At 57.7% G+C, this 18,884-nt stretch carries 18 protein-coding genes; 12 read left to right on the top strand and 6 right to left on the bottom strand.

Annotation, left to right across the window (positions count from 1 at the left end; genetic code table 11):
* Window positions 1–9 precede the first annotated feature (9 nt).
* From HY868_26760 to HY868_26725, 8 genes are all read left to right on the top strand, one after another.
* Window positions 10–888: a carbohydrate ABC transporter permease gene (locus tag HY868_26760; protein MBI5305758.1), complete on the top strand. Its 879-nt coding sequence runs from the start codon at window positions 10–12 to the stop codon at window positions 886–888.
* 75 nt (window positions 889–963) lie between these two features.
* Entirely contained in the window at window positions 964–2,160 is a 1,197-nt protein-coding gene (locus HY868_26755) for a DegT/DnrJ/EryC1/StrS family aminotransferase (GenBank protein MBI5305757.1), read from the top strand.
* 32 nt (window positions 2,161–2,192) lie between these two features.
* Window positions 2,193–2,894 (top strand): RraA family protein, encoded by a 702-nt coding sequence (locus HY868_26750; protein ID MBI5305756.1) that lies wholly within the window; start codon window positions 2,193–2,195, stop codon window positions 2,892–2,894.
* Between the two features lie 26 nt (window positions 2,895–2,920).
* Entirely contained in the window at window positions 2,921–3,766 is an 846-nt protein-coding gene (locus HY868_26745; GenBank protein ID MBI5305755.1) for a hypothetical protein, read from the top strand.
* A 13-nt stretch (window positions 3,767–3,779) separates the two neighbouring features.
* The gene (locus HY868_26740; protein MBI5305754.1) at window positions 3,780–4,637 is read left to right on the top strand and encodes a 6-phosphogluconolactonase; all 858 of its coding nucleotides are present in this window, start codon (window positions 3,780–3,782) and stop codon (window positions 4,635–4,637) included.
* Window positions 4,634–5,719: a hypothetical protein gene (locus HY868_26735; GenBank protein ID MBI5305753.1), complete on the top strand. Its 1,086-nt coding sequence runs from the start codon at window positions 4,634–4,636 to the stop codon at window positions 5,717–5,719. Before HY868_26740 ends, HY868_26735 begins: the two co-directional genes overlap by 4 nt.
* Before the next feature lie 10 nt (window positions 5,720–5,729).
* Window positions 5,730–6,758 carry a hypothetical protein gene (locus HY868_26730; protein MBI5305752.1) on the top strand — a complete coding sequence of 343 codons (1,029 nt, stop codon included), beginning with the start codon at window positions 5,730–5,732 and terminating at the stop codon, window positions 6,756–6,758.
* On the top strand, window positions 6,758–8,296 hold the full coding sequence (locus tag HY868_26725; GenBank protein MBI5305751.1) for a carbohydrate kinase: 1,539 nt from the start codon (window positions 6,758–6,760) through the stop codon (window positions 8,294–8,296). The genes HY868_26730 and HY868_26725 overlap by 1 nt, the downstream gene beginning before the upstream one ends.
* On the opposite strand, the gene HY868_26720 is transcribed toward HY868_26725, so the two are convergent.
* From HY868_26720 to HY868_26700, 5 genes are all read right to left on the bottom strand, one after another.
* Window positions 8,247–8,384 (bottom strand): hypothetical protein, encoded by a 138-nt coding sequence (locus HY868_26720; GenBank protein ID MBI5305750.1) that lies wholly within the window; start codon window positions 8,382–8,384, stop codon window positions 8,247–8,249. The two genes, HY868_26725 and HY868_26720, sit on opposite strands and share 50 nt — an antisense overlap.
* Before the next feature lie 44 nt (window positions 8,385–8,428).
* Complete coding sequence (locus tag HY868_26715) at window positions 8,429–9,673, bottom strand: sn-glycerol-1-phosphate dehydrogenase (GenBank protein MBI5305749.1); 1,245 nt, start codon at window positions 9,671–9,673, stop codon at window positions 8,429–8,431.
* Window positions 9,674–9,766: 93 nt separating this feature from the next.
* Complete coding sequence (locus HY868_26710; protein ID MBI5305748.1) at window positions 9,767–10,579, bottom strand: HAD-IIA family hydrolase; 813 nt, start codon at window positions 10,577–10,579, stop codon at window positions 9,767–9,769.
* Window positions 10,580–10,589: 10 nt separating this feature from the next.
* The gene (locus HY868_26705) at window positions 10,590–11,057 is read right to left on the bottom strand and encodes an RpiB/LacA/LacB family sugar-phosphate isomerase (GenBank protein MBI5305747.1); all 468 of its coding nucleotides are present in this window, start codon (window positions 11,055–11,057) and stop codon (window positions 10,590–10,592) included.
* 221 nt (window positions 11,058–11,278) lie between these two features.
* Window positions 11,279–11,455, bottom strand: coding sequence for a hypothetical protein (locus HY868_26700; GenBank protein MBI5305746.1), 177 nt, complete (start codon window positions 11,453–11,455; stop codon window positions 11,279–11,281).
* A 24-nt stretch (window positions 11,456–11,479) separates the two neighbouring features.
* Between HY868_26700 and HY868_26695 the strand changes: the two genes are divergently transcribed.
* From HY868_26695 to HY868_26680, 4 genes are all read left to right on the top strand, one after another.
* A complete protein-coding gene (locus tag HY868_26695; GenBank protein ID MBI5305745.1) occupies window positions 11,480–11,926 on the top strand; it encodes a hypothetical protein in 447 nt (148 codons plus the stop codon).
* Window positions 11,923–12,249 carry a hypothetical protein gene (locus HY868_26690; protein MBI5305744.1) on the top strand — a complete coding sequence of 109 codons (327 nt, stop codon included), beginning with the start codon at window positions 11,923–11,925 and terminating at the stop codon, window positions 12,247–12,249. The genes HY868_26695 and HY868_26690 overlap by 4 nt, the downstream gene beginning before the upstream one ends.
* A gap of 97 nt (window positions 12,250–12,346) precedes the next feature.
* On the top strand, window positions 12,347–13,117 hold the full coding sequence (locus HY868_26685; protein MBI5305743.1) for an SDR family oxidoreductase: 771 nt from the start codon (window positions 12,347–12,349) through the stop codon (window positions 13,115–13,117).
* Between the two features lie 7 nt (window positions 13,118–13,124).
* Window positions 13,125–14,120, top strand: a complete 996-nt coding sequence (locus tag HY868_26680; GenBank protein MBI5305742.1) for a zinc-dependent alcohol dehydrogenase family protein — start codon at window positions 13,125–13,127, stop codon at window positions 14,118–14,120.
* Between the two features lie 53 nt (window positions 14,121–14,173).
* Here HY868_26680 and HY868_26675 read toward each other — a convergent pair whose 3' ends face one another.
* Entirely contained in the window at window positions 14,174–18,655 is a 4,482-nt protein-coding gene (locus tag HY868_26675) for a DEAD/DEAH box helicase (protein ID MBI5305741.1), read from the bottom strand.
* Window positions 18,656–18,884 lie beyond the last annotated feature (229 nt).

Below are 18,884 nucleotides of genomic sequence, written 5' to 3'. Positions count from 1 at the left end.
AGGAAGATGATGAGTGCCATTACAAAATCGCGCATCCGCGTCAACGTGCTCCCGCGCCAAATTATTTTCTATGCCATCCTCGCCCTGGGCGCATTCCTTAGTCTCGCCCCCTTCCTCTGGTTGATGGGCGTGGCGTTTCGCCCGATCGAGGAAGCGTACGTCGTGCCGATGAATCTCATCCCGCGTCACTTGACTTTGGAGAATTTGCAACTTGTCCTGGATCGGTTCACGCGCGCGACGAGTTTGGTGATGTTGTATCGCAACAGCATCGTCATTACCGGCATGACCGTGTTCTTCGTCGTCACGTGCACCACGCTCTCGGGGTTTGCGTTTTCGAGATTGAAATTTCCCGGACGCGACGTGATTTTCTGGCTCGTGACGATCGGAATGTGGATGCCGCTCAGCACGGCATTGCCCGCGCTGTATCAAATGCTCTCCGGTTTCGATTTAATTGACACCTTGCCCGGGTTGATTCTACCCTATTCCGGTTGGCATCTCGCGCTCGGCAATTTCGTGATGCGCTCGGCGTTCTCCGCAATCCCCAAAGATTTGGAAGACGCCGCGACGATAGATGGTGCCGGGACGTTTCGATTGTTCCGCGAGATCATGTTTCCGCTCGTCTCAAGTTCGCTCGTGACCGTCGCGATTTTTACTTTCGTGCCGGTGTGGGGCGAGTACTTGCTCGCCTTTACGTTCACCAGCAAAATTGACGCGATGCCAATTTCGATTGGCATCCGCTTGCTCAACCCAGGCGCGGGCACCGGCGAATGGACGTTCCCGGTCGCCGCCACCGCGACGCTCATCAGTTTCATTCCGCCGATGCTCATCTACTTTGGTTTGCAAAAGTGGTTCACCAAAGGATTGATGGAAGGCGCGCTGAAATTCTAAGGATGAAAATGGAAGGATGAAGGATGAAAGCGATGATTTGTTCATGCGAAAATCTTCATCCTTTGACGATTCGATATGACACAACCCCTCGCCATTGACGGCGGCACACCGGTCCGCACTAAGCCATTTCCCGAATGGCCCCAGTTCGATCAACGCGAAGAACAAGCGTTGCTCCGGGTTTTGCATTCGCGCAACTGGGGCGTGCACGTTGGAACCCAGGTCACCGCGTTCGAAAAAAAGTTTGCCGAGTTTCAGCACGCGCGTTTCGGTGTGGGTGTGCCGAACGGCACACTCGCGCTTGAGATGGCGTTGCGCGCACTGGGCATCCAGCCGGGCGACGAAGTGATCACGACGCCGTACACGTTCATCGCCACTTCGAACGTCATCTTGCTCCTCGGCGCGAAACCGGTGTACGTGGACATCGAACCAACAAGTTGGAACCTTGACCCAACAAAAATTGAATCTGCGATTACTGCAAAAACCAAAGCGATCATGCCGGTGCATCTCGCCGGACGTCCGGCGAACATGGACGTGATTTTGGATATTGCGCGTCGCCACAATGTGCGCGTGATCGAGGACGCGTGCCAGGCGTGGGGCGCGGAATGGCGCGGGCAACGCGTCGGCGCGCTGGGCGACCTCGGCGCGTTCAGTTTTCAGGCGAGTAAGAATATCACCGCCGGCGAGGGCGGCATCGTCGTCACGAATGACGCGGCGCTCGCGGAATTTTGCTGGTCGTATCACACGGTTGGACGCACGCGCACCGGCGCGTGGTACGAACACGAAATCGTCGGTACGAATTATCGCATGGCGGAGTGGGAAGGCGCGCTTTTGCTCGTGCAACTCGAACGCTATCCCGCACACGTCCCAGTGCGCGAGGCGAACGCGCGTTACCTCGCGCAGTTGCTCGCCCAAGTCGGTGGACTCGACGCGTTGCCGGACGATCCGCGCGTCACGCAGCACGCGCGGCATCTGTTCATCGCCGAGTACGCGGCGAGCGCGTTCGGCGGTCATCCGCGCCGCGAGTTTCTCGACGCGTTGCGCGCCGAGGGAATCGGCGCGTGCAGTCCAGGGTACATTCCGCTTTATCGCACGAACGCAATCAAGCGCGCGCGCGCGGACATGTTCAACGAAACCACGTTGCCGGATTGTCCCGTGACCGAGCACGCAGCGGAACGCGCGGTGTGGTTGTTCCAGTACGTTTTGCTCGGCGACCGTCAAGATATGGAAAGCATCGCCGAAGCAGTGAGCAAAATAAAACGTGCGTGGGCATGAGATGGATTTGTAGATTACAGATGGAGTCTGGAATGAGCGACCTGATTCTGGAAAAATTCCGCCAGTATTCCTGTTTCGATGTAGGTTACGTTGAGGGACTGGTGTGCCCGATGGAACCGGAAATTCGCCCGGTGTTGCCCGGTGTAAAAATGGTCGGACGCGCGTTCACGGTCAACGAAATCAATGCGATTTGCAAAAACATTTTCGACGAGATTGGCAAAGACGAGGTGCTCGTCGTGCGCGGGCGCGACCCGAAACGAATGGGCGGCTGTGGTCTGCAAGTTTGCGAACTCATTCGCGCGCGCGGCGCGGTCGGTGTGGTGATTGATGGGGGTGCCCAGGATACGCCCAAGCTCAAGAAACTGGGATTCCCGGTTTTCAGTCGTTATGTTGTGCCAACGCACGGTGGATTGAAATTGGTTGGCGAAACCCAGGCGCCAATCGAGTGTGGCGGCGTCCACGTTCGCCCGGGTGACATTGTGATGGGCGATGATGATGGTGTGGTCGTCATCCCGCAGTGTAATGAAAAACAAGTCCTCCGTCAGGTCGAATTGATGCGCGAGGCGCGCGATTATGTAGACGCGATGACACGCCACGGTGTGCGCTTGTGGGACATTCCCGGCTTGCAAGAGATGTGGGCGGAAAAAGAACGCGGCTTGGATTATCACTGGAAAGTGTACGAGAAATGGAATGCCGAACACATTCCGCCCGAGATGCGCAAACCAAAATCGTGAACGGATGGGACAAGGAGATGGATGGGATGTTGGACTATAACGCGATTCCAGCGAACGAGTTTAATCAGCACAGTAAAATTCCCTTTGCGTTTGTCGAGACCCACGACGATTTGTGTCGCGTCGTCGCGCGCGAGTTGGTTGATCTGATCAAAGCGAATCGCGCCCAAGGCAAAATGACCACGGCAATTCTGCCGGTGGGTCCGCTCGACTATGCCGCGTTCGCCGAATTGTGCAATCGGGAAGGCGTCAGTTGCGAATCGCTCGTCATCATTTCGATGGATGAGTACTGCGACGCGAACGACAAACCAATTCCGTTCGACCATCCCGCAAGTTTTCGCGCGTTCTATCAACACGATTTACTGGATCGTTTGGATCGCGACAAGCAATTGCCGCCCGATCAACTTATCCTGCCGAATCCCGACGACCTGGGTCTCGTGCAGCGCACGATTCAAAAATGCGGCGGCGTAGATATTGTTTACGGCGGCATGGGCATCAACGGACATTTCGCGTTCAATTTGCCGCAACCGCCGAGCGTTGATCTCGAAACATTCAAAAACATGTCGGTACGCGTCATCGAACTGAGTGACGCCGATATCGCACAAATGGCGATGGGCGGCACGGGCGGCAATCTCGAAATTATTCCGCCGAAAGCATGCACGGTTGGGATGAAGGAATTGTTGAGCGCGAAAAAAATCCACCTGACCTTTATGCGGTCGTGGCATGCCGGCGTTTTGCGGCGCGCGCTCTTCGGTCCGGTGACGCCAACGTTCCCAGGTTCGCTCGTGCAATTGCATCCGAACGTTAGCGCGACAGTCACCGCGACCGCCGCCCAGTTGCCACCCTTCAGCATTCTGCAACAACTTCAAAAATGAAAGGGCGCTGACTATGAACACCCTCCGCCATTTTCTCACGCTCGCGCCGGGAGAATTACCTGCCGCGAGCAAAGTGAAATTGGAGATTATGCCGGACTTGCCGGCATTGTTTCATCATTTTGCGCGTTCGGTCGCCGACGAGATCAACGCGAACAATCGCGCCGGCAAACCGACGCGCTTGATTCTGCCCGTCGGTCCCGTGGATCAGTATCCGATACTCGCGCGCATGTGTAATGCAGAACGCATCAGCTGGAAAAATGTTTTTACGTTCAACATGGACGAATACTGCGACTGGCAAGGTCGCGCGATCCCGCGCGACCACCCGCTCAGTTTTCAACGCGCGATGGGAGAGTTGCTGTTCGATCAACTCGACCCAGGATTGCGAATACCGCCGGAGCAAACGCTGTTCCCCGATCCCCTGAATCTCGATCACATCAGCGCACGCATCGCGCAAGTGGGTGGCGTTGACACGTGCTATGGCGGCGTGGGCTATCACGGACACGTTGCATTCAACGAGCCGCCGATTTCGCGTTGGTTCAAACTGACGCCGGCTGAATTTCGCAACTCGTTGACGCGCCTCGTTCAACTCGAGCCGGAAACCGTCGTGATGAACAGCGCGCGTTCGACCGGCGGCAATCCCGCCGCGCTGCCGCCGATGGCAGTGACCCTGGGGCTGCGCGATATTCTCGCCGCGCGTCGGATTCGGTTGTACTGCCAGGGCGGCGCGTGGCAACGCGCCGTGCTCCGTATCGCGTTGATGGGCGACGAGGACGTGGATTATCCAGTGACGTTGTTGCAAGGGCATCCCGATTACGCGATCATCACGGATCAGAACACCGCGACGCCGCCAACGCCGGGAACAGCCGCGTGATGCTGAGTTACTGTCCGCGCGAAACGGAAACGTTGAAACGATTACGCCGATTGTACGACCAGCGCGCGCAAGACCTTGTCCTGGCTTCGTTCCAAACACCAAGCGCCGTCCTGGTCGAGTACGCCGCGCAACACGCGTCTGGTTTTGACGCGTATCCCGATCCACAAGCACGCGCCCATTTCTGGGATGCGTATTTGCGTGAACGCGCGACGATTCATGACGATTCGATACCGAGCGCGTACTTGAGCGAAATGGACCAGGGATTGTACGGCGCGTTGGTCGGCGGTGCGCCGCGCTTTTTATTCGACCCGGCTAAGGGCTGGGTCTCCTCGATGGTCGCGCCGATCTTGCACGATTGGGCAGAACTGGAGCGGGTGGCATTCGATTCGAACCATTCCTGGTTTCATCGCTACGTCAAACAACTCGACATCTTTGCCGACACGGCGCGCGGCAAATTCGGCGTCAGCCATTTCATTTTGATTGACGGACTCAATTTTGTGTACGAGCTTGTCGGCGCAACGCAGACGTATCTCGCGCTGATTGATCGTCCCGACTGGATCGCGCAAGCCATCGCGCGCGCGTTCGAGATCAACGTCAACGTTCAGCGCGCATTCTTCGCGCGCGTTCCGTTGCTCGCCGGTGGCACGTGCAGTAATTTCGCGCAATGGCTGCCCGGTCGAATTGTATCTGAAAGCGTTGATCCGTTCCATCTCACGTCCGTCAAGTACTTTGAAACATGGGGACGCGCGAACGCCGAAAACATGCTCGCGCAATTCGACGGCGGCGTAACTCACATTCACGGCAATGGTCGGCATTTGATTGATGCAGTCTGTACCGTCAAAGGTCTCAAGGCGCTGGCGCTACTCGACGATGAAGGATATCCACGCTCCTTCGATCTTTTGCCGAGCATCAAGCCACGCACGGGCGATTTACCGCTCATTGTCAAAGTGGAATTTGAACGATTCGCCGACGCGCTGGCAAAGCATCAATTGTTTGGTGGCGTGTTCTACAAAGCGCAAAACGTACCCGATGAATCTACCGCGAATCGGTTAGCCGATCTGGTACGCGACTACAAATTTTAGGGGAAGCCAAATGTCAAACTCGTTTCGTTTCAACATCAACGACTTGCTGCCGCGCCGCATCTTGGATGCGATCACCGAAATCCGCGTCAATCATCCTGAGGTGATTTCGGAGCAAGCCGCCGCGCGCCGCAAACGCGCGCGCCTCACCCGCGATGGCAAGCTCGTGATTCTCGCGTGCGATCATCCGCAACGTGGTGTCACGCACTCTGGCAACGATCCATTGATCATGGGCAATCGCCAAGAGTACCTGGGACGCGCGTTACGCATCATCACCGATCCGTCGCTCGATGGTGTGATGGCGCCGCCGGATTTGATCGAAGATTTATTCATCGTGGATTACCTGGTTCAACGCGGTGGTGGTCCATCCTTCCTTGACGAACGTGTCATGCTCGGTTGTATGCAACGCGGGGGTATCGCCGGCGTGGTTGGCGAAGTGAATGACCGCTTTAGCGCGTACACGCCGGAATCCATCGCGGCGGAGCGACTCGATGGCGGCAAGATGATGTTTCGCTTCATTCCCGACGATGAGGGAACGTTGCTCACGATTGATTATTGTGCGCGTGCGGTGACCGAATTGCATCGGCGCGGCTTGTTTGCATTCGTCGAACCATTACCGCAAGAAAAAATAGATGGCAATTACAAAGGCAATGCCAGCGTGCTACTGCTCGTCAAACTCGTCAATGTCAGCGCCGCGCTCGGCGAATCGTCGCAACACACATGGCTGAAAATTCCGTACGTCGAGCGATACGACCAGGTCGCCGGTGCGACCACACTCCCCATCTTGATGTTGGGCGGCGAATCCGCTGGCGACATTGCGCCGACGCTCCACAATTTCGAAAAAGGAATGTGCGCCGGCGCGAGTGTGCGCGGCGCGATGATCGGACGCAACATTTTGTTCCCCGGCGATAGCGATCCGCTTGCCGCCGCGCTCGCGGTGAACGCGGTCGTGCATCAAGGCGCGACGCCGGAACAAGCGTTGGCGCAAATGGCTGCGAACGCCGGCAAGGGAATGGACGCGCTCACGCGTTGGATCAAGTGATGGACGTCGTTCTGGGTCTCGATTTAGGTACGACAAATTGCAAAGCACTCGCCATGGGTGAAGATGGTCAACCAGTGGCGAGTGTTTCTGCGCCCACACCGGTCCACACTGTTACTTTACCAAACACGCTCCAACCCGGTGAAGAATTCGACGCGGAAGAGTTGTGGCAAACTTGCGCGCAATTGATTCGCGCGCTCATCGCAAAACCGGGCGTGGATTTTCGAGTCGTAGGGATTGCCGTTGCCAGTTTTGGCGAAGCAGGCGTTCTCCTCGACGATGCCAGACAACCGCTCGCGCCGATCATCGCGTGGCGCGATCCGCGCACGATGCTCTGGCTGGACTGGTGGCGCACGCGCATTTCAGAAACGGAAATGTACCGCATCACCGGTCTGTCGTTCCGCCACATTTATTCGGTCAACAAGTTGTTGTGGTATCGCGAGCACGCGCCCCAAATGTTTATGCGCGCGCACACCTGGCTTTGCATCGCCGACTGGATCACGTTTCGTTTGACGGCGCAACTGGCGACGAGTTACGCGTTGGCGTGTCGCACGATGCTGTTCGATGTCTCGCGACGCGCGTGGTCGGATGAGTTGTTGCGCCTCGCTAATTTGCCGGCTGATTTACTCCCGCCACCATTGCCGAGCGGGCAGATCGTTGGCGCGATTACGGCAGATGCCGCGCGCGAAACTGGGTTGCTTGCCGGCACACCGGTCGTCATCGGTGGACACGACCACGTCTGCGCGGCGCTTGCCGCCGGAGTCACCGAACCTGGGACGATCCTGGATTCCTCCGGCACCGTCGAAGCGATTCTCGTCCCACTCGACCAACCGATTCTCGATCTCGCGGCGACGGGCGGAATGCCGTGCGGCTGTCACACAGCACGCGAACGTTATTATCTGATTGGCGGCGTGATGAGCGGTGCGGTGGTGGATTGGCTCGCGCGTGTGCTCACCGGCGATGACGCGCCAACGACAGTAAGCCAATTGATGCTCGACGCCGCGCGCGCGCCCATCGGCGCGGAGGGTTTGTGGTTCGAGCCGTACCTGGATGGCGCTGGCTCTTATTTGCGCGATCCCGCGGCTTGGGGCGCGTGGCTGGGCTTGCGCTTGCATCACTCGCGCGCCGATATGATTCGCGCAGCGATGGAAGGTCTGACGTTTGGAATTCGTCATCTCTTGGAGAAAATGCAGCGCGCGGGGAAATTTCCGGCGCGCGCATTACGCGCGGTGGGTGGCGGTACGCGCAATACGTGGTGGCAACAACTCAAAGCCGATGTGATCGGCGCGCCGATTGAAACGCTCGTCGTGTCCGACGTTACGGCGCAAGGTGCGGCATTGCTCGCGGGCATTGGCATTGGCATGTACGCGGACGAAGCAACCGCCATCGCGCGCGCATATCGCCCAATGACGCGCTATGCTGTGAATGCGGAAAATCACGCGCGCTACGAGGCGTTGTATCGCGACGTCTTTGAAAAATTGTATCCTGCGCTCAAACCGATTTCATTGGGTCGGGATTACGCCGGCGCAAAACAACTTTAGCGATAAACACCGTTCCGCGCACCCACGCGACGCCCCACTCGCCGATGCGCGTGCGCTCCATGCCCGCGCCGATGATCGGCTTTGGCATGTCGGCGATCTCCACGCGTTGCGGCGCGCTGTACCGGCAGACTTTCATGCAAGACCCAGGATGAGGCGCAGCTTGTTGATCGTGAAGCGATTGCGGAGGTAATGGCTGTACTCTTTCGCCAGGTCAACCTCGCGCTCGCTTAAGCCGCGTTCATTTCCGGTGATAGGCGCGCCGGCTTGGCGCAACCAATCCGCGAATTGCTGAGGAGGTGGGACGTTCGCGGCGATGGCTTGAACGTCATCCCACCGATCCACAATGCGCTGTTTCAGCGATTCAAACGTATCCTGGGTGAGATCCAAAAAGGCGCGTTGATCGTGAATGATTTGATCCGCGACCGGCGGGAAAATCGTTTTGATATTTTGGATTTGCGTTTCGCGGTCTGGGAGTTGCGCCGTTCTCAATCGCGCCGCCACTTGCTCACGACTCATTTGCCGAATCGCGTCATACCACTGCGCTGCCAGGATCGAACCGATGCCCACTTTTTCGCCGTGCAGAATCGCCGGCTTGTTCTGCCACAACAATTGCATCTCCCAAAAATGCGAAAGGTGATGCTCCGCGCCGGAAGCCGGGTTGGAATTTCCAAATTCCAAAATACAAAACCCGGATTCGATCAAACCCTCTAACAAAAGCGATACACTCGCTTCATCCGCTTGCCCAATCGCGGCGGCGTGGTTGCCCACGTTGAGTGCGGCTTGGCGCGACCGTTGCAGAATCTGCTCGTCGTACCGCTCATCCCACAACACGTGACCCAGTTTCCAATCGGCAATCGAAAGCAATTTGCCGATCATGTCGCCAAAGCCAGACGCGATCAAGCGATGCGGCGCGGCGCAGAGCGTCGCCAGATCGCCAAAGACCGCGATGGGCGGCTGGCAAATAATCGTCTGCTTCAATCCGCCGATAACGAGCGGCGCGCCGACGGATGTGAATCCATCCACCGAAGGCGCGGTCGGCAGCGAGATAAACGACGATTTGGTGCGATGACTGACGAACCGCGTAATGTCGGTGATGGTGCCGGAGCCGACCGCGAGAAACGTGCGATTCTGTTGGTCGGTGTGAACCAGGACTTGGACCAAATAATGCGCGTCGGCAACGACCTCCGCGCCTTCGAGGACAATCGTAGCGACATCGAAATGCGTATCGCGCAACGCGCGTTCGACTGATGCGCCGAGCGCGGCGTACGTGTTTTGATCGGTGACCAACGTAAATCGTTCCAAGCCATTCGCGCGACAATAATTTACGAGTTCCTGAATCGCGTTTCGTCCAATGTATACGGGTATCGCGTTTGTCATTAGGTCTCCTGAAAATGGGACGCGGACAAACGCGGACGCTTCGCGAAAAATTAAATCTGCGTCCATCCGCGTTCGTCCGCGTCCCATCGCTTTTCACTCGACGAGTGTGGTCAGTTCGAGCAAGTTCTCAATCACCAGGTCGGGTTGGCGATCCAAGCGCGCGATGTCTGCGCGCGTGCAAACGCCGGTCAATGTCGCGGCGGTCAGCATACCCGCTTCCTGTCCCATCCGCATATCCGTTTCCAAGCGGTCGCCGACCATCATACAACGATCAGGCGGTAACTGCAATTGCTCCAGCGCGGTTTGCATGATCAAACCCGATGGCTTGCCGGCGAGCAACTCGATCTTGCGTCCCGTGATGTGTTCCAGCGCCGCGATAGTTGCCCCGGCATCCGGAATGTCGCCGCCCGGCATCGGACATGCCTTGTCGCCGTTCGTCGCAAAAAAATGCGCGCCGCGCTTGAGCGCCTGATACGCAGTGTTGAGTTTGCGATAGTCCAACGTGCGATCAAACGCGACGACGACCGCGTCAATGCCTTCGATGTTGATGACTTGCTTGGGGTCTTGCTCCATTTGGTCATCAAGTACGATCAATCCATAGCCGCGCAGTTCGGCGCGCAAACTTGGCTCGCCGATCACGTACAAATGCACGTGAGGCATGGTCTTGGCGAGGTGATGTCCGAGGACGAACGCTGAGGTAATAATGTCCGCCGGCGAGGTGGGAATACCCAGGCGCGTTAATTTGCTCGCGTAACTGTCGCGCGGCTCCAGCGGCTTGTTGCTGACAAAGATCGCGCGCTTGCCGCGTTGGCGCAGGGTCGCGATGGCTTCTACCGCGCCGGGCAACGCGTGGTCGCCCAAGTACACCGTGCCGTCCAGGTCAAAGACGAATCCATCCACACGCATCATGTTGTTTTCACCTTTTATGATACTTGGCATCCAACTGTTCGATCTTGGCGACCTTGGGCGCGGACCGTCCACCCTGGAATTCACTCGCCAGCCAAATGTCGAGCAACCTTTTCGCAACCTCAGCCGTTGTGACCTGACTGCCAAACGCGATAATCTGTGCGTTGTTGCTGGCGCGCGCGCGTTCTGCCAGGTAGGGATCGGTGACCGCGACGGCGCGCACGCCTGGCACCTTGTTCGCGACGATTGCCATACCTGCGCCCGTGCCGCAGATCAACACGCCGCGCGCGTACTTGCCTTGTGCGATCATCTCCGCCACGCTCGCGCCAATGTCGGGATAATCAATCGGCGTCGTATCTTGGACGCCCATGTCATCCACGACATATCCCAGGTCGGGCAGATAATCGCGCAAGATATTTTTGAGCGCCAAGCCAAAATGGTCCGAGCCAATCACGATCGGTTGTGTTTTATCAGCCATATTAGACTTTATCGGAAACAACTTTTGACTCTCGCTAAGACGCAAAGCGCGCAAAAAATCATATTGAAAAAACTTGGCGTTCTTGGCGGCTTGGCGAGAGATGCCTTATTCCCGATAATGTCTATTATACTCACTTTTTGTCGGACAGCCGCGCGAGCGCGTGCATGTCCGCCGATGTATGGAATTCGCAATGGTGTGATCGGCAATGAGCCGCGCATCAATCAAGACCAAATCTTGATGAACGTCACGCCGCCGAAATAAACCGGTTCTGTCATTGCGAGCCGCGTCGCGGCGAAGCAATCCCCGATTCGCTCATTGGGGACATCCGGATTGTTCCCACCCGGCAACCGCGAACACCACTTGTCCGCGGTTGCCGATGCTGGTACAATGAGTTGCAAGCGATGCTCCCACGGAGGTAGTCAATGGCAATCGAGCAAGGCGAGGTCTTGGTCGCTGGAATGAAAGCGGGCGGCGGACGCGCGTTCGCGTACCAATTCGCGTACGAGTCGCCGGTGTTCGGCGAGAACCTCGGCGCGGCGCACGGCTTGGACGAGGCGTTCGTTTGGGGTGTGACCGACCCGGCTCAAGTACCGTACGTGCAAGATGATCCTGGGACGCGCCGCATCGCCAGCGAAATGACCGACGCGTTGTTTCGCTTCGCCGCGCCCGGCAATCCTGGGTGGTCGGCGTACTCGGCGCGCGAAAAGAATACGCGCGTGTTCGGCGCGGAAAAAGAAATCGAATCGCTGTACACGAACGGTCCCGCCGGCGGCGGTGGCATCGAGACCTCGGTGCGCGACACGGTCGTCCTGATGTCCACGCTAGTTCCGCGCGACCTGATCGAACCAAACGTCGAGGTGCTCGAATGATGCAGACCATTTTGCTTGGCGAGATTGCGCGCTGTCGTTTCGGCGACAAGGGCAACAATGGAATGTTTGTCGTCGTGCAATACCACGCGCGCGATTACGAATCGCTTGTCGCCGGCGTCACACCCGAACGTGTCGGCGATCATTTCGGCAAGATGCCGGCGGAACAAATCACGTGCATTCCTTGTCCGCAAATCGGCGCGCTCGTCGTTTTCGTGCGCAACAGCTTGCGCGGCGGCGTCACCAAATCGCTGGCGATTGACGCGCACGGCAAAACGCTGTCGGGCTATCTCCTGGGTATGGCTGTGCCCTGGAACATCAAATAGAAGATTTTTGGGACGCGGATAAACGCGGACAAACGCAGATTATTTTCTTGTCCGCGTTTATCCGCGTTAATCCGCGTCCAATATTCGAGGAGGAAAAATGTCAATCCTGGATCGCTTTCGTTTGGATGGCAAGACCGCGCTGATCACTGGCGGCGGACAAGGTATCGGTCGCGCGTACGCGCTCGCGCTTGCCGAAGCCGGCGCGAATGTTGCAATCGTGGACGTTAACGCGACAACCGCAAATCAAGTCGCGGAAGAAATCCGGCAACTGGGACGACGCTCACTCGCGATTATGGCTGATGTGACTCGGCGCGAGGATGTGGCGAGCATGGTGCAGACGATTGTGCGCGAGTGGGGCAAGCTCGACATTGGCGTAAACAACGCCGGCGTCGGCGAGTGGGTCAAGAGCGAGGAGATGCCGGAAGAAAAATGGGACTGGTTAATGGACATCAACTTGAAAGGCGTGTTCCTGTGCGCGCAGGCAGAAGCCCAGGTGATGATTCCGCGCAGGTCTGGCAAGATCATCAGCACGGCTTCCATGTCCGGCAGTATCGTCAATCGTCCGCAACCGCAAGCCGCGTACAACGCGTCGAAAGCGGCGGTCATTCACTTGACGCGCAGCCTCGCGGCGGAATGGGCGCAGTACGGCATCAACGTCAATTGCATCAGCCCGGGCTATATCTACACACCGCTCATTGGAACGCCAGAGCGCGCGCCGATGATCAAAGAGTGGTTGAGCATGATTCCCCAGGGTCGCGTTGGGCAAGTGACCGATCTGCAAGGCGCGATTGTCTATCTCGCATCCGAGGCGTCCGATTACATGACCGGTCACGATCTGGTGATTGACGGCGGCTATACCGCGTGGTGAACTAAAAATGCAAGCATTGAAAATTCTCCGCCCGAATCAGACCGAACTGGTCAACATCCCAATACCAGATGTGTTAGACCGCGCGCTTCTCGTCAAGGTGATGGCGAGCGGCATCTGCGGAACGGACATTCACATTTTGCGCGGCGAGTATCTCGGCGCTTATCCAGTCATCCCAGGACACGAGTTTGCCGGCGTCATCGAAAAAGTGGGCGCGGGCGTTTCGCGTTTCAAGCCAGGCGACCGCGTCGCCGTCGAGCCGAATATCGCGTGCGACAACTGCGCGAATTGCTTGAACAATCGCCAAAACTTTTGTCTCAACTGGCGCGCAGTCGGCGTGACCTTGCCGGGGGGAATGGCGCAGTACGTCGTCGCGCCGGAACAAGCCGCGTTCGACATCGGCGATCTCGCGTTCGAGCAGGGCGCGTTTATGGAACCGCTGTCGTGTGTGCTTCACGGCGTCGAACGCTTGAATCCGCAAATGGCGGATCGCGTTGCGCTCCTGGGCGCGGGACCCATCGGTTGCCTTTTGCTTCAAGCGTTGCATCTACGCGGTGCGAGTCATGTGTTAATTGTGGACAAGAATCACGCGCGACTGGAACTTGCGCGTGCGCTCGGCGCAAGTATTTGTCTCGACGATCTCGATCAACTCGAACGCGACCACTATGACACGGTTGTGGATGCGACTGGCGCGATTCCGGTGATGAGTCGCGCGCTCGAATTCGCGCGACCTGGGGGCAAGGTTTTGTTGTTTGGAGTTCCACCCCAGGGCGCGAAAATCACGCTCGACGCGTTTACGATTTTTCGCAAAGGACTGACGATTCTTTCGTCCTTCACCTCGGTACGCAATTCCCTCCAAGCCGTCGCGTTGTTGCAAAGCGAACGCATCCGAGTCGCCGATTTGATTTCGCATCGTTTGCCCCTGCGTGATTTCGAGCGTGGCATTGAATTGATCGAACAAGGAGCAGAGAACGTCAAGAAAGTAATGCTATTGCCGAACGGATAACGCAAAATAGAAAACCCGAAGAGTCTCTCAAGACCCTTCGGGTTTTTGGCGCTCTATTTTTCCATTCCGTTCGGCGTGCGATAAAATCCCAGGGATTTGAGAATCGGTTCGCCCGGACTCGTCAGAATATCCGCCTGGTTCCACTGTTTGACGAGCATGCGGCGCGACGCGCCCACCCGCGCGAGATAAACGCCCACCGCGCGCGCGATGACCGACGGTTCAATCTCCGACGTCGTGTTGATCGCCTCGCCATTATTTTCCGCGATGATGACCGGCTGACCGCGCCACAGCACCAGGTCGGTTGACGGCACACGCGTCAAACGCGGCGCGCCGAACACATTTCCTGGGTCGGTCGCGTTGAGGACGATCAGCGCATCGCTCGGAGTTTGGCTCGCGCCGCGTAATTTCTCGACCGCGTCGGGCAAGGCGAATTGCGCGCCTGCCAGACCTTCGACAAAATAGCCGCGACGAACCTCGCCCCGCAATTCCATGCGCTGCAAGTGCAGATAGAGCAACGCCCACGCGGTTTGGATTTCCTCATGCTCGATGCAATCCCGCGTCACAATGCCATAGCGCCACAGCAAAACCTGCGCGAGTTTCGCCGCGCGCGCTTCATCGTTCAGCGGTTGTCCCAGGATGGTCGCGCGATGCACGATAGACCATCGTCCTTCCACGTTTACAATAGGCAATTGTTCGCGCAAGCGTTTGGCAACGCGACGCTTGGCATCGCGATAACGACTGTGCGTGAGCGGGCGCGGCACATCTGCGAGACGCGTTGCAAGTTCAGCCGCGAGCGCGGAGGTGTCGGCGGAACGCGCGACCCCCGGAGGATTGATTCGCTGTGCCAATTGCAGAGCGTCGAGCGAATCATTCGTGATCAATCCCGCCGCGACCAATTCCCCAAACGCGCGTGAACCATCCTTTACTCCCAGCGCGTTTTCCAAATCTGTCGTAAACGATGCGCCCTCCGCTTTGAGAAACTCGTACACCCTTTGCGCCGGTTCGCTCAACGCGGATATGTCCGCCGCATTGATGAACAATCCGCCTTCGCCGCGCAAGAAAAATCGGACACTGCTTTTTTGCGCGACCCACACCAGGTCGCCGCTCCGACACAGCGCGTCGAGATCAGCGGGATCGAAATCGGTGAGCCGCGCGGGCAACGCCGCGTGCTCCCAGACCTCGCGCGACGACGCAATGCCGCGGAGTTGCTCCATCACTCGGCGCAGACCTGGCGCGCCGCTCAATCGCGCATCGCAATGTTGCCACCGCGTCAGAAAATCAGCGTAGGCGTAAAGCGAAACCGGCTGGATTTCTTTTCGCAGTAACGTCAGCGTGCGGCGATGAATTTGTTCGAGATTGCGACGATCACAGAATTCGTCGCCCATCTGCGCGATCTCGCGTGCCGCGACGAGGCGCGCCAGAGTTTCGTCGAGCCAGGTTTCCGGAAACGCGTAACGATTCAAAATATCGCGCCGCGTGAGCGCCGCCGAGTTGGTCAGTAATCGGCGCAGAATTTTTTCATGGTCGGGCGATTGATACTCGTGGATGAGTTCGACCGGCGTCCAACGCGATTCGTTCCGAATCGTCACGCGCGCAATTCGTCCCTGCTCGGCTAGTTGGTTGATCCACGCGCTGGCATCGCCGGCGCTACGCGCGATGATTTCGTCTTCAGTCAAATCGCCCAACTCGTGCAGAATCAGCGCGAGCTCTTCTGCGGTGCGCGCCCGAAATTCCGGTGAAAGATGTTGTTCGCGCGACTGCGTTTCCGCAATCGCTTCCGGCTTGAGCAGGTTCCGCATCGCGTCACTGCCCAGCACATCGTCCAATGTTTCGCGGCGGAGCGCGAGCGATTGCATCTGCCGTTCCGCTTTCGGCGCGTCCCATTCGTACATGTAGACGCTGATAAAGTTGAACAACAACTCGGACGCGACCGGCGACGGAACGATAGTTTCAATTGGCACGATTCGAATATCGCCATTTTGAATCTGGTTCAAGATTTCTTCGAGATGCGGTAGATCGAAAACATCGCGCAGGCAATCGCGGTACGTTTCCGCGATGATCGGAAAATTTTCGTAGCGACTTACGAGCGCGAGGAGGTCTTTGGCTTTGAGACGTTGCAACCAAAATGGCGTGCGCTTGTGCCCGCGCGCTTTGGGCAAAAGCAACGCGCGCCCGGCATTCATTCGAAATTGCGCGCCGAAGACTGCCGAGTTGGGAAGTTCGCGCAAAATCCGTTCGCGCGCGTCTGCCGCCGTGAGTTTTTGTACGATGTCAACGGGCGGTTCGCGCGTGCTGGGAAAGCGAAAGAGAATGCCGTCGTCGTTCGTTTGCGTCTCGACCTGCACACCGGCGCGTTCGCGCAACGCGCTCATCAGCGCGAGCGCCCACGCGCCATTCACGCGCCCGCCGAACGGCGAGTGAATTACCAGGCGCGGTTCGCCAATCGTGTCTTGAAAACTTTCGACGACAATCGTCGTATCAGATGCGATGACGCCGATGGCATCGAGTTGGCGTTGCGCGTGCGCGATGAGATTACGAATCGAGTTTTCGTCGAGCGTGTATTCATCGCGGAGCCATTTTTCGATTTCCTGTAGGGGCGACGCATGCGTCGCCCCTACGAATTTCTCCGCAATCTCGCGCCGGAATTTGCCAATCCGAACACCCAGCTCGTACGGTCGCCAGGGATAATCGCCGTTCCAAAACGGCATTCGCGGCGTCGCGCCCGCGGCGTCTTCGACGACGATTCGATCATCGGCGATCTCGCGGACGCGCCAGGTGTGACTGCCGAGCAGGAACGTGTCGCCGACACGCGTTTCGAAAATAAATTCTTCGTCGAGTTCGCCGACCTTGGTTTTGCCATCGGGAAGATAAACGCCGAACGCGCCAGTGTCGGCAATCGTGCCGCAGTTCGTAATCGCCAGCAGACGCGAACCCGGCAATGCCGCGAGCCGACCATTCACGCGATCCCAGGATATGCGCGCCCGCACGCGTTCGTATTTTCCCGACAACATTTCGAGCACAGAGTAAAACGATTCGCGCGACAGATTGCGGTACGGATACGCGCCGCGCACGCGATCGTACAGCGCAGAGACATCCCAGGTTTCGCACGCGACCATCGCGACGATTTGTTGCGCGAGCACGTCGAGCGGATTTTCCGGCGTGTGTGTCTGTTCGACATCGCCGTCCAACATGCCGCGCGCAATCGCCGCCGCTTCAACCAGGTCTTCACGAAACGTCGCATAGATCCGTCCCACACTCGTCTGTCCGACGAGATGCCCCGAACGACCAACGCGCTGCAGACCTTGCGCCACGCTCTTCGGCGATTGCAATTGGACGACCAGGTCAACCGCGCCAATGTCAATGCCCAGTTCGAGCGAACTCGTGCCGACGAGCGCAGGCAGTCGTCCGGCTTTCAAATCTTCTTCCAACTTCCGGCGCGTTTCCTTCGACATGCTACCGTGATGCGCGCGAATCGGACCTTCCGCGCCAATCGCAAAGATGCCGCGATCACGCGGCAGACCACCCGGCGCGAGCGCTTCAGTCGAACCCGGCGGAATTTCTTCGCGTTGTTCCGCATCGAGTTGCGCGTTCAATCGGTCGGCGGTGCGTTCCGCCAAACGGCGATTGTTCGCAAACACGAGCGTCGTGTGATGTTGGCGAATGTCGTTCAAGACATGCGGCACGACCGAGGGCCAAACGGTTTCGCCCGGCAGTTCGCGAAAATCTTCGACGACGGTGACAACTTGGAGATCGAGCGGCTTGTGGTAACCCGCGTCAACAATCGTGACCGGTCGAGGTTGGTGGTTGGATGTTGGATGTTGGACTGTTGACTGTTCGTTTACTGCTGACTGTTCACTGTTCACCGATTCTTGTCCGCCGAGAAAACGCGCAACTTCGTCGAGTGGTTTGATCGTTGCGGATAATCCGATGCGTTGAACGCGACCTGTCGCGAGATGTTCGAGCCGTTCCAGACTGAGCGCGAGGTGGACGCCGCGCTTGTTGCCGCACAGCGTATGGATTTCATCCACGATCACGGTGCGCGTGGTGCGAAACATTTCGCGCGCGCGCGGACTCGTCAGCATCAAGTAGAGCGATTCGGGAGTTGTGATGAGAATGTGCGGCGGATGTTTCCACATCGCCGCGCGCTGGGTCTGCGGCGTGTCGCCGGTGCGAACCGCCACGCGTAAGGTGGGCAAATCTATTTTCAAACGTTCTGCGGTTGCGCGAATGCCGTCCAGGGGTTGGCGCAAATTACGTTCGATGTCGTTGTTCAACGCTTTGAGTGGAGAAACGTAAAGGAGATGAACGCCAGAGAAACCAGGTTTCTTTAAGAAACCTGGTTTCTGGAATAGTTCGTCAATGCCCCACAAAAATGCGGCAAGTGTTTTACCGGAACCGGTGGGCGCGAGAATGAGGGTATGCTCGCCGCGCTGGATGGAATCCCAACCCTGGGATTGCGGCGGTGTTGGCGCGCCAAACGTTTCGCGAAACCATTCGCGGGTAGCCGATGAAAAGATTTCCAGAATGTCACGCATCAAGACCTCACGCCGAGATTGTAGTCGGATGAGGAGAGCGTGTCAATGTGTTCCACCATGTTCCCTCCCCTGTTGCGAAGCAACGGGGGAGGGTTAGGGTGGGCTGATGAACGAAGGTTCAAAGCAGCCAGTTTCTGACTCTTGAAACATACCGTTTTTGTTCCGCTTGGAAGCGTCGGAGTGCTACTTGCATTTTAACAATTTTCCGTTATGCTTGGTTTATCCTATG

Source organism: Chloroflexota bacterium (assembly GCA_016219275.1).
GTDB lineage: Bacteria > Chloroflexota > Anaerolineae > UBA4142 > UBA4142 > JACRBM01.
This window is presented reverse-complemented; position numbering and strand designations above follow the sequence as displayed.

Coding starts and splice junctions, on each gene's coding strand:
- HY868_26760 (MBI5305758.1), top strand. CDS start 10: ATGAGTGCCATTACAAAATCGCGCATCCGCGTCAACGTGCTCCCGCGC.
- HY868_26755 (MBI5305757.1), top strand. CDS start 964: ATGACACAACCCCTCGCCATTGACGGCGGCACACCGGTCCGCACTAAG.
- HY868_26750 (MBI5305756.1), top strand. CDS start 2,193: ATGAGCGACCTGATTCTGGAAAAATTCCGCCAGTATTCCTGTTTCGAT.
- HY868_26745 (MBI5305755.1), top strand. CDS start 2,921: ATGTTGGACTATAACGCGATTCCAGCGAACGAGTTTAATCAGCACAGT.
- HY868_26740 (MBI5305754.1), top strand. CDS start 3,780: ATGAACACCCTCCGCCATTTTCTCACGCTCGCGCCGGGAGAATTACCT.
- HY868_26730 (MBI5305752.1), top strand. CDS start 5,730: ATGTCAAACTCGTTTCGTTTCAACATCAACGACTTGCTGCCGCGCCGC.
- HY868_26725 (MBI5305751.1), top strand. CDS start 6,758: ATGGACGTCGTTCTGGGTCTCGATTTAGGTACGACAAATTGCAAAGCA.
- HY868_26720 (MBI5305750.1), bottom strand. CDS start 8,384: ATGCCAAAGCCGATCATCGGCGCGGGCATGGAGCGCACGCGCATCGGC.
- HY868_26715 (MBI5305749.1), bottom strand. CDS start 9,673: ATGACAAACGCGATACCCGTATACATTGGACGAAACGCGATTCAGGAA.
- HY868_26710 (MBI5305748.1), bottom strand. CDS start 10,579: ATGCGTGTGGATGGATTCGTCTTTGACCTGGACGGCACGGTGTACTTG.
- HY868_26705 (MBI5305747.1), bottom strand. CDS start 11,057: ATGGCTGATAAAACACAACCGATCGTGATTGGCTCGGACCATTTTGGC.
- HY868_26695 (MBI5305745.1), top strand. CDS start 11,480: ATGGCAATCGAGCAAGGCGAGGTCTTGGTCGCTGGAATGAAAGCGGGC.
- HY868_26690 (MBI5305744.1), top strand. CDS start 11,923: ATGATGCAGACCATTTTGCTTGGCGAGATTGCGCGCTGTCGTTTCGGC.
- HY868_26685 (MBI5305743.1), top strand. CDS start 12,347: ATGTCAATCCTGGATCGCTTTCGTTTGGATGGCAAGACCGCGCTGATC.
- HY868_26680 (MBI5305742.1), top strand. CDS start 13,125: ATGCAAGCATTGAAAATTCTCCGCCCGAATCAGACCGAACTGGTCAAC.
- HY868_26675 (MBI5305741.1), bottom strand. CDS start 18,655: ATGCGTGACATTCTGGAAATCTTTTCATCGGCTACCCGCGAATGGTTT.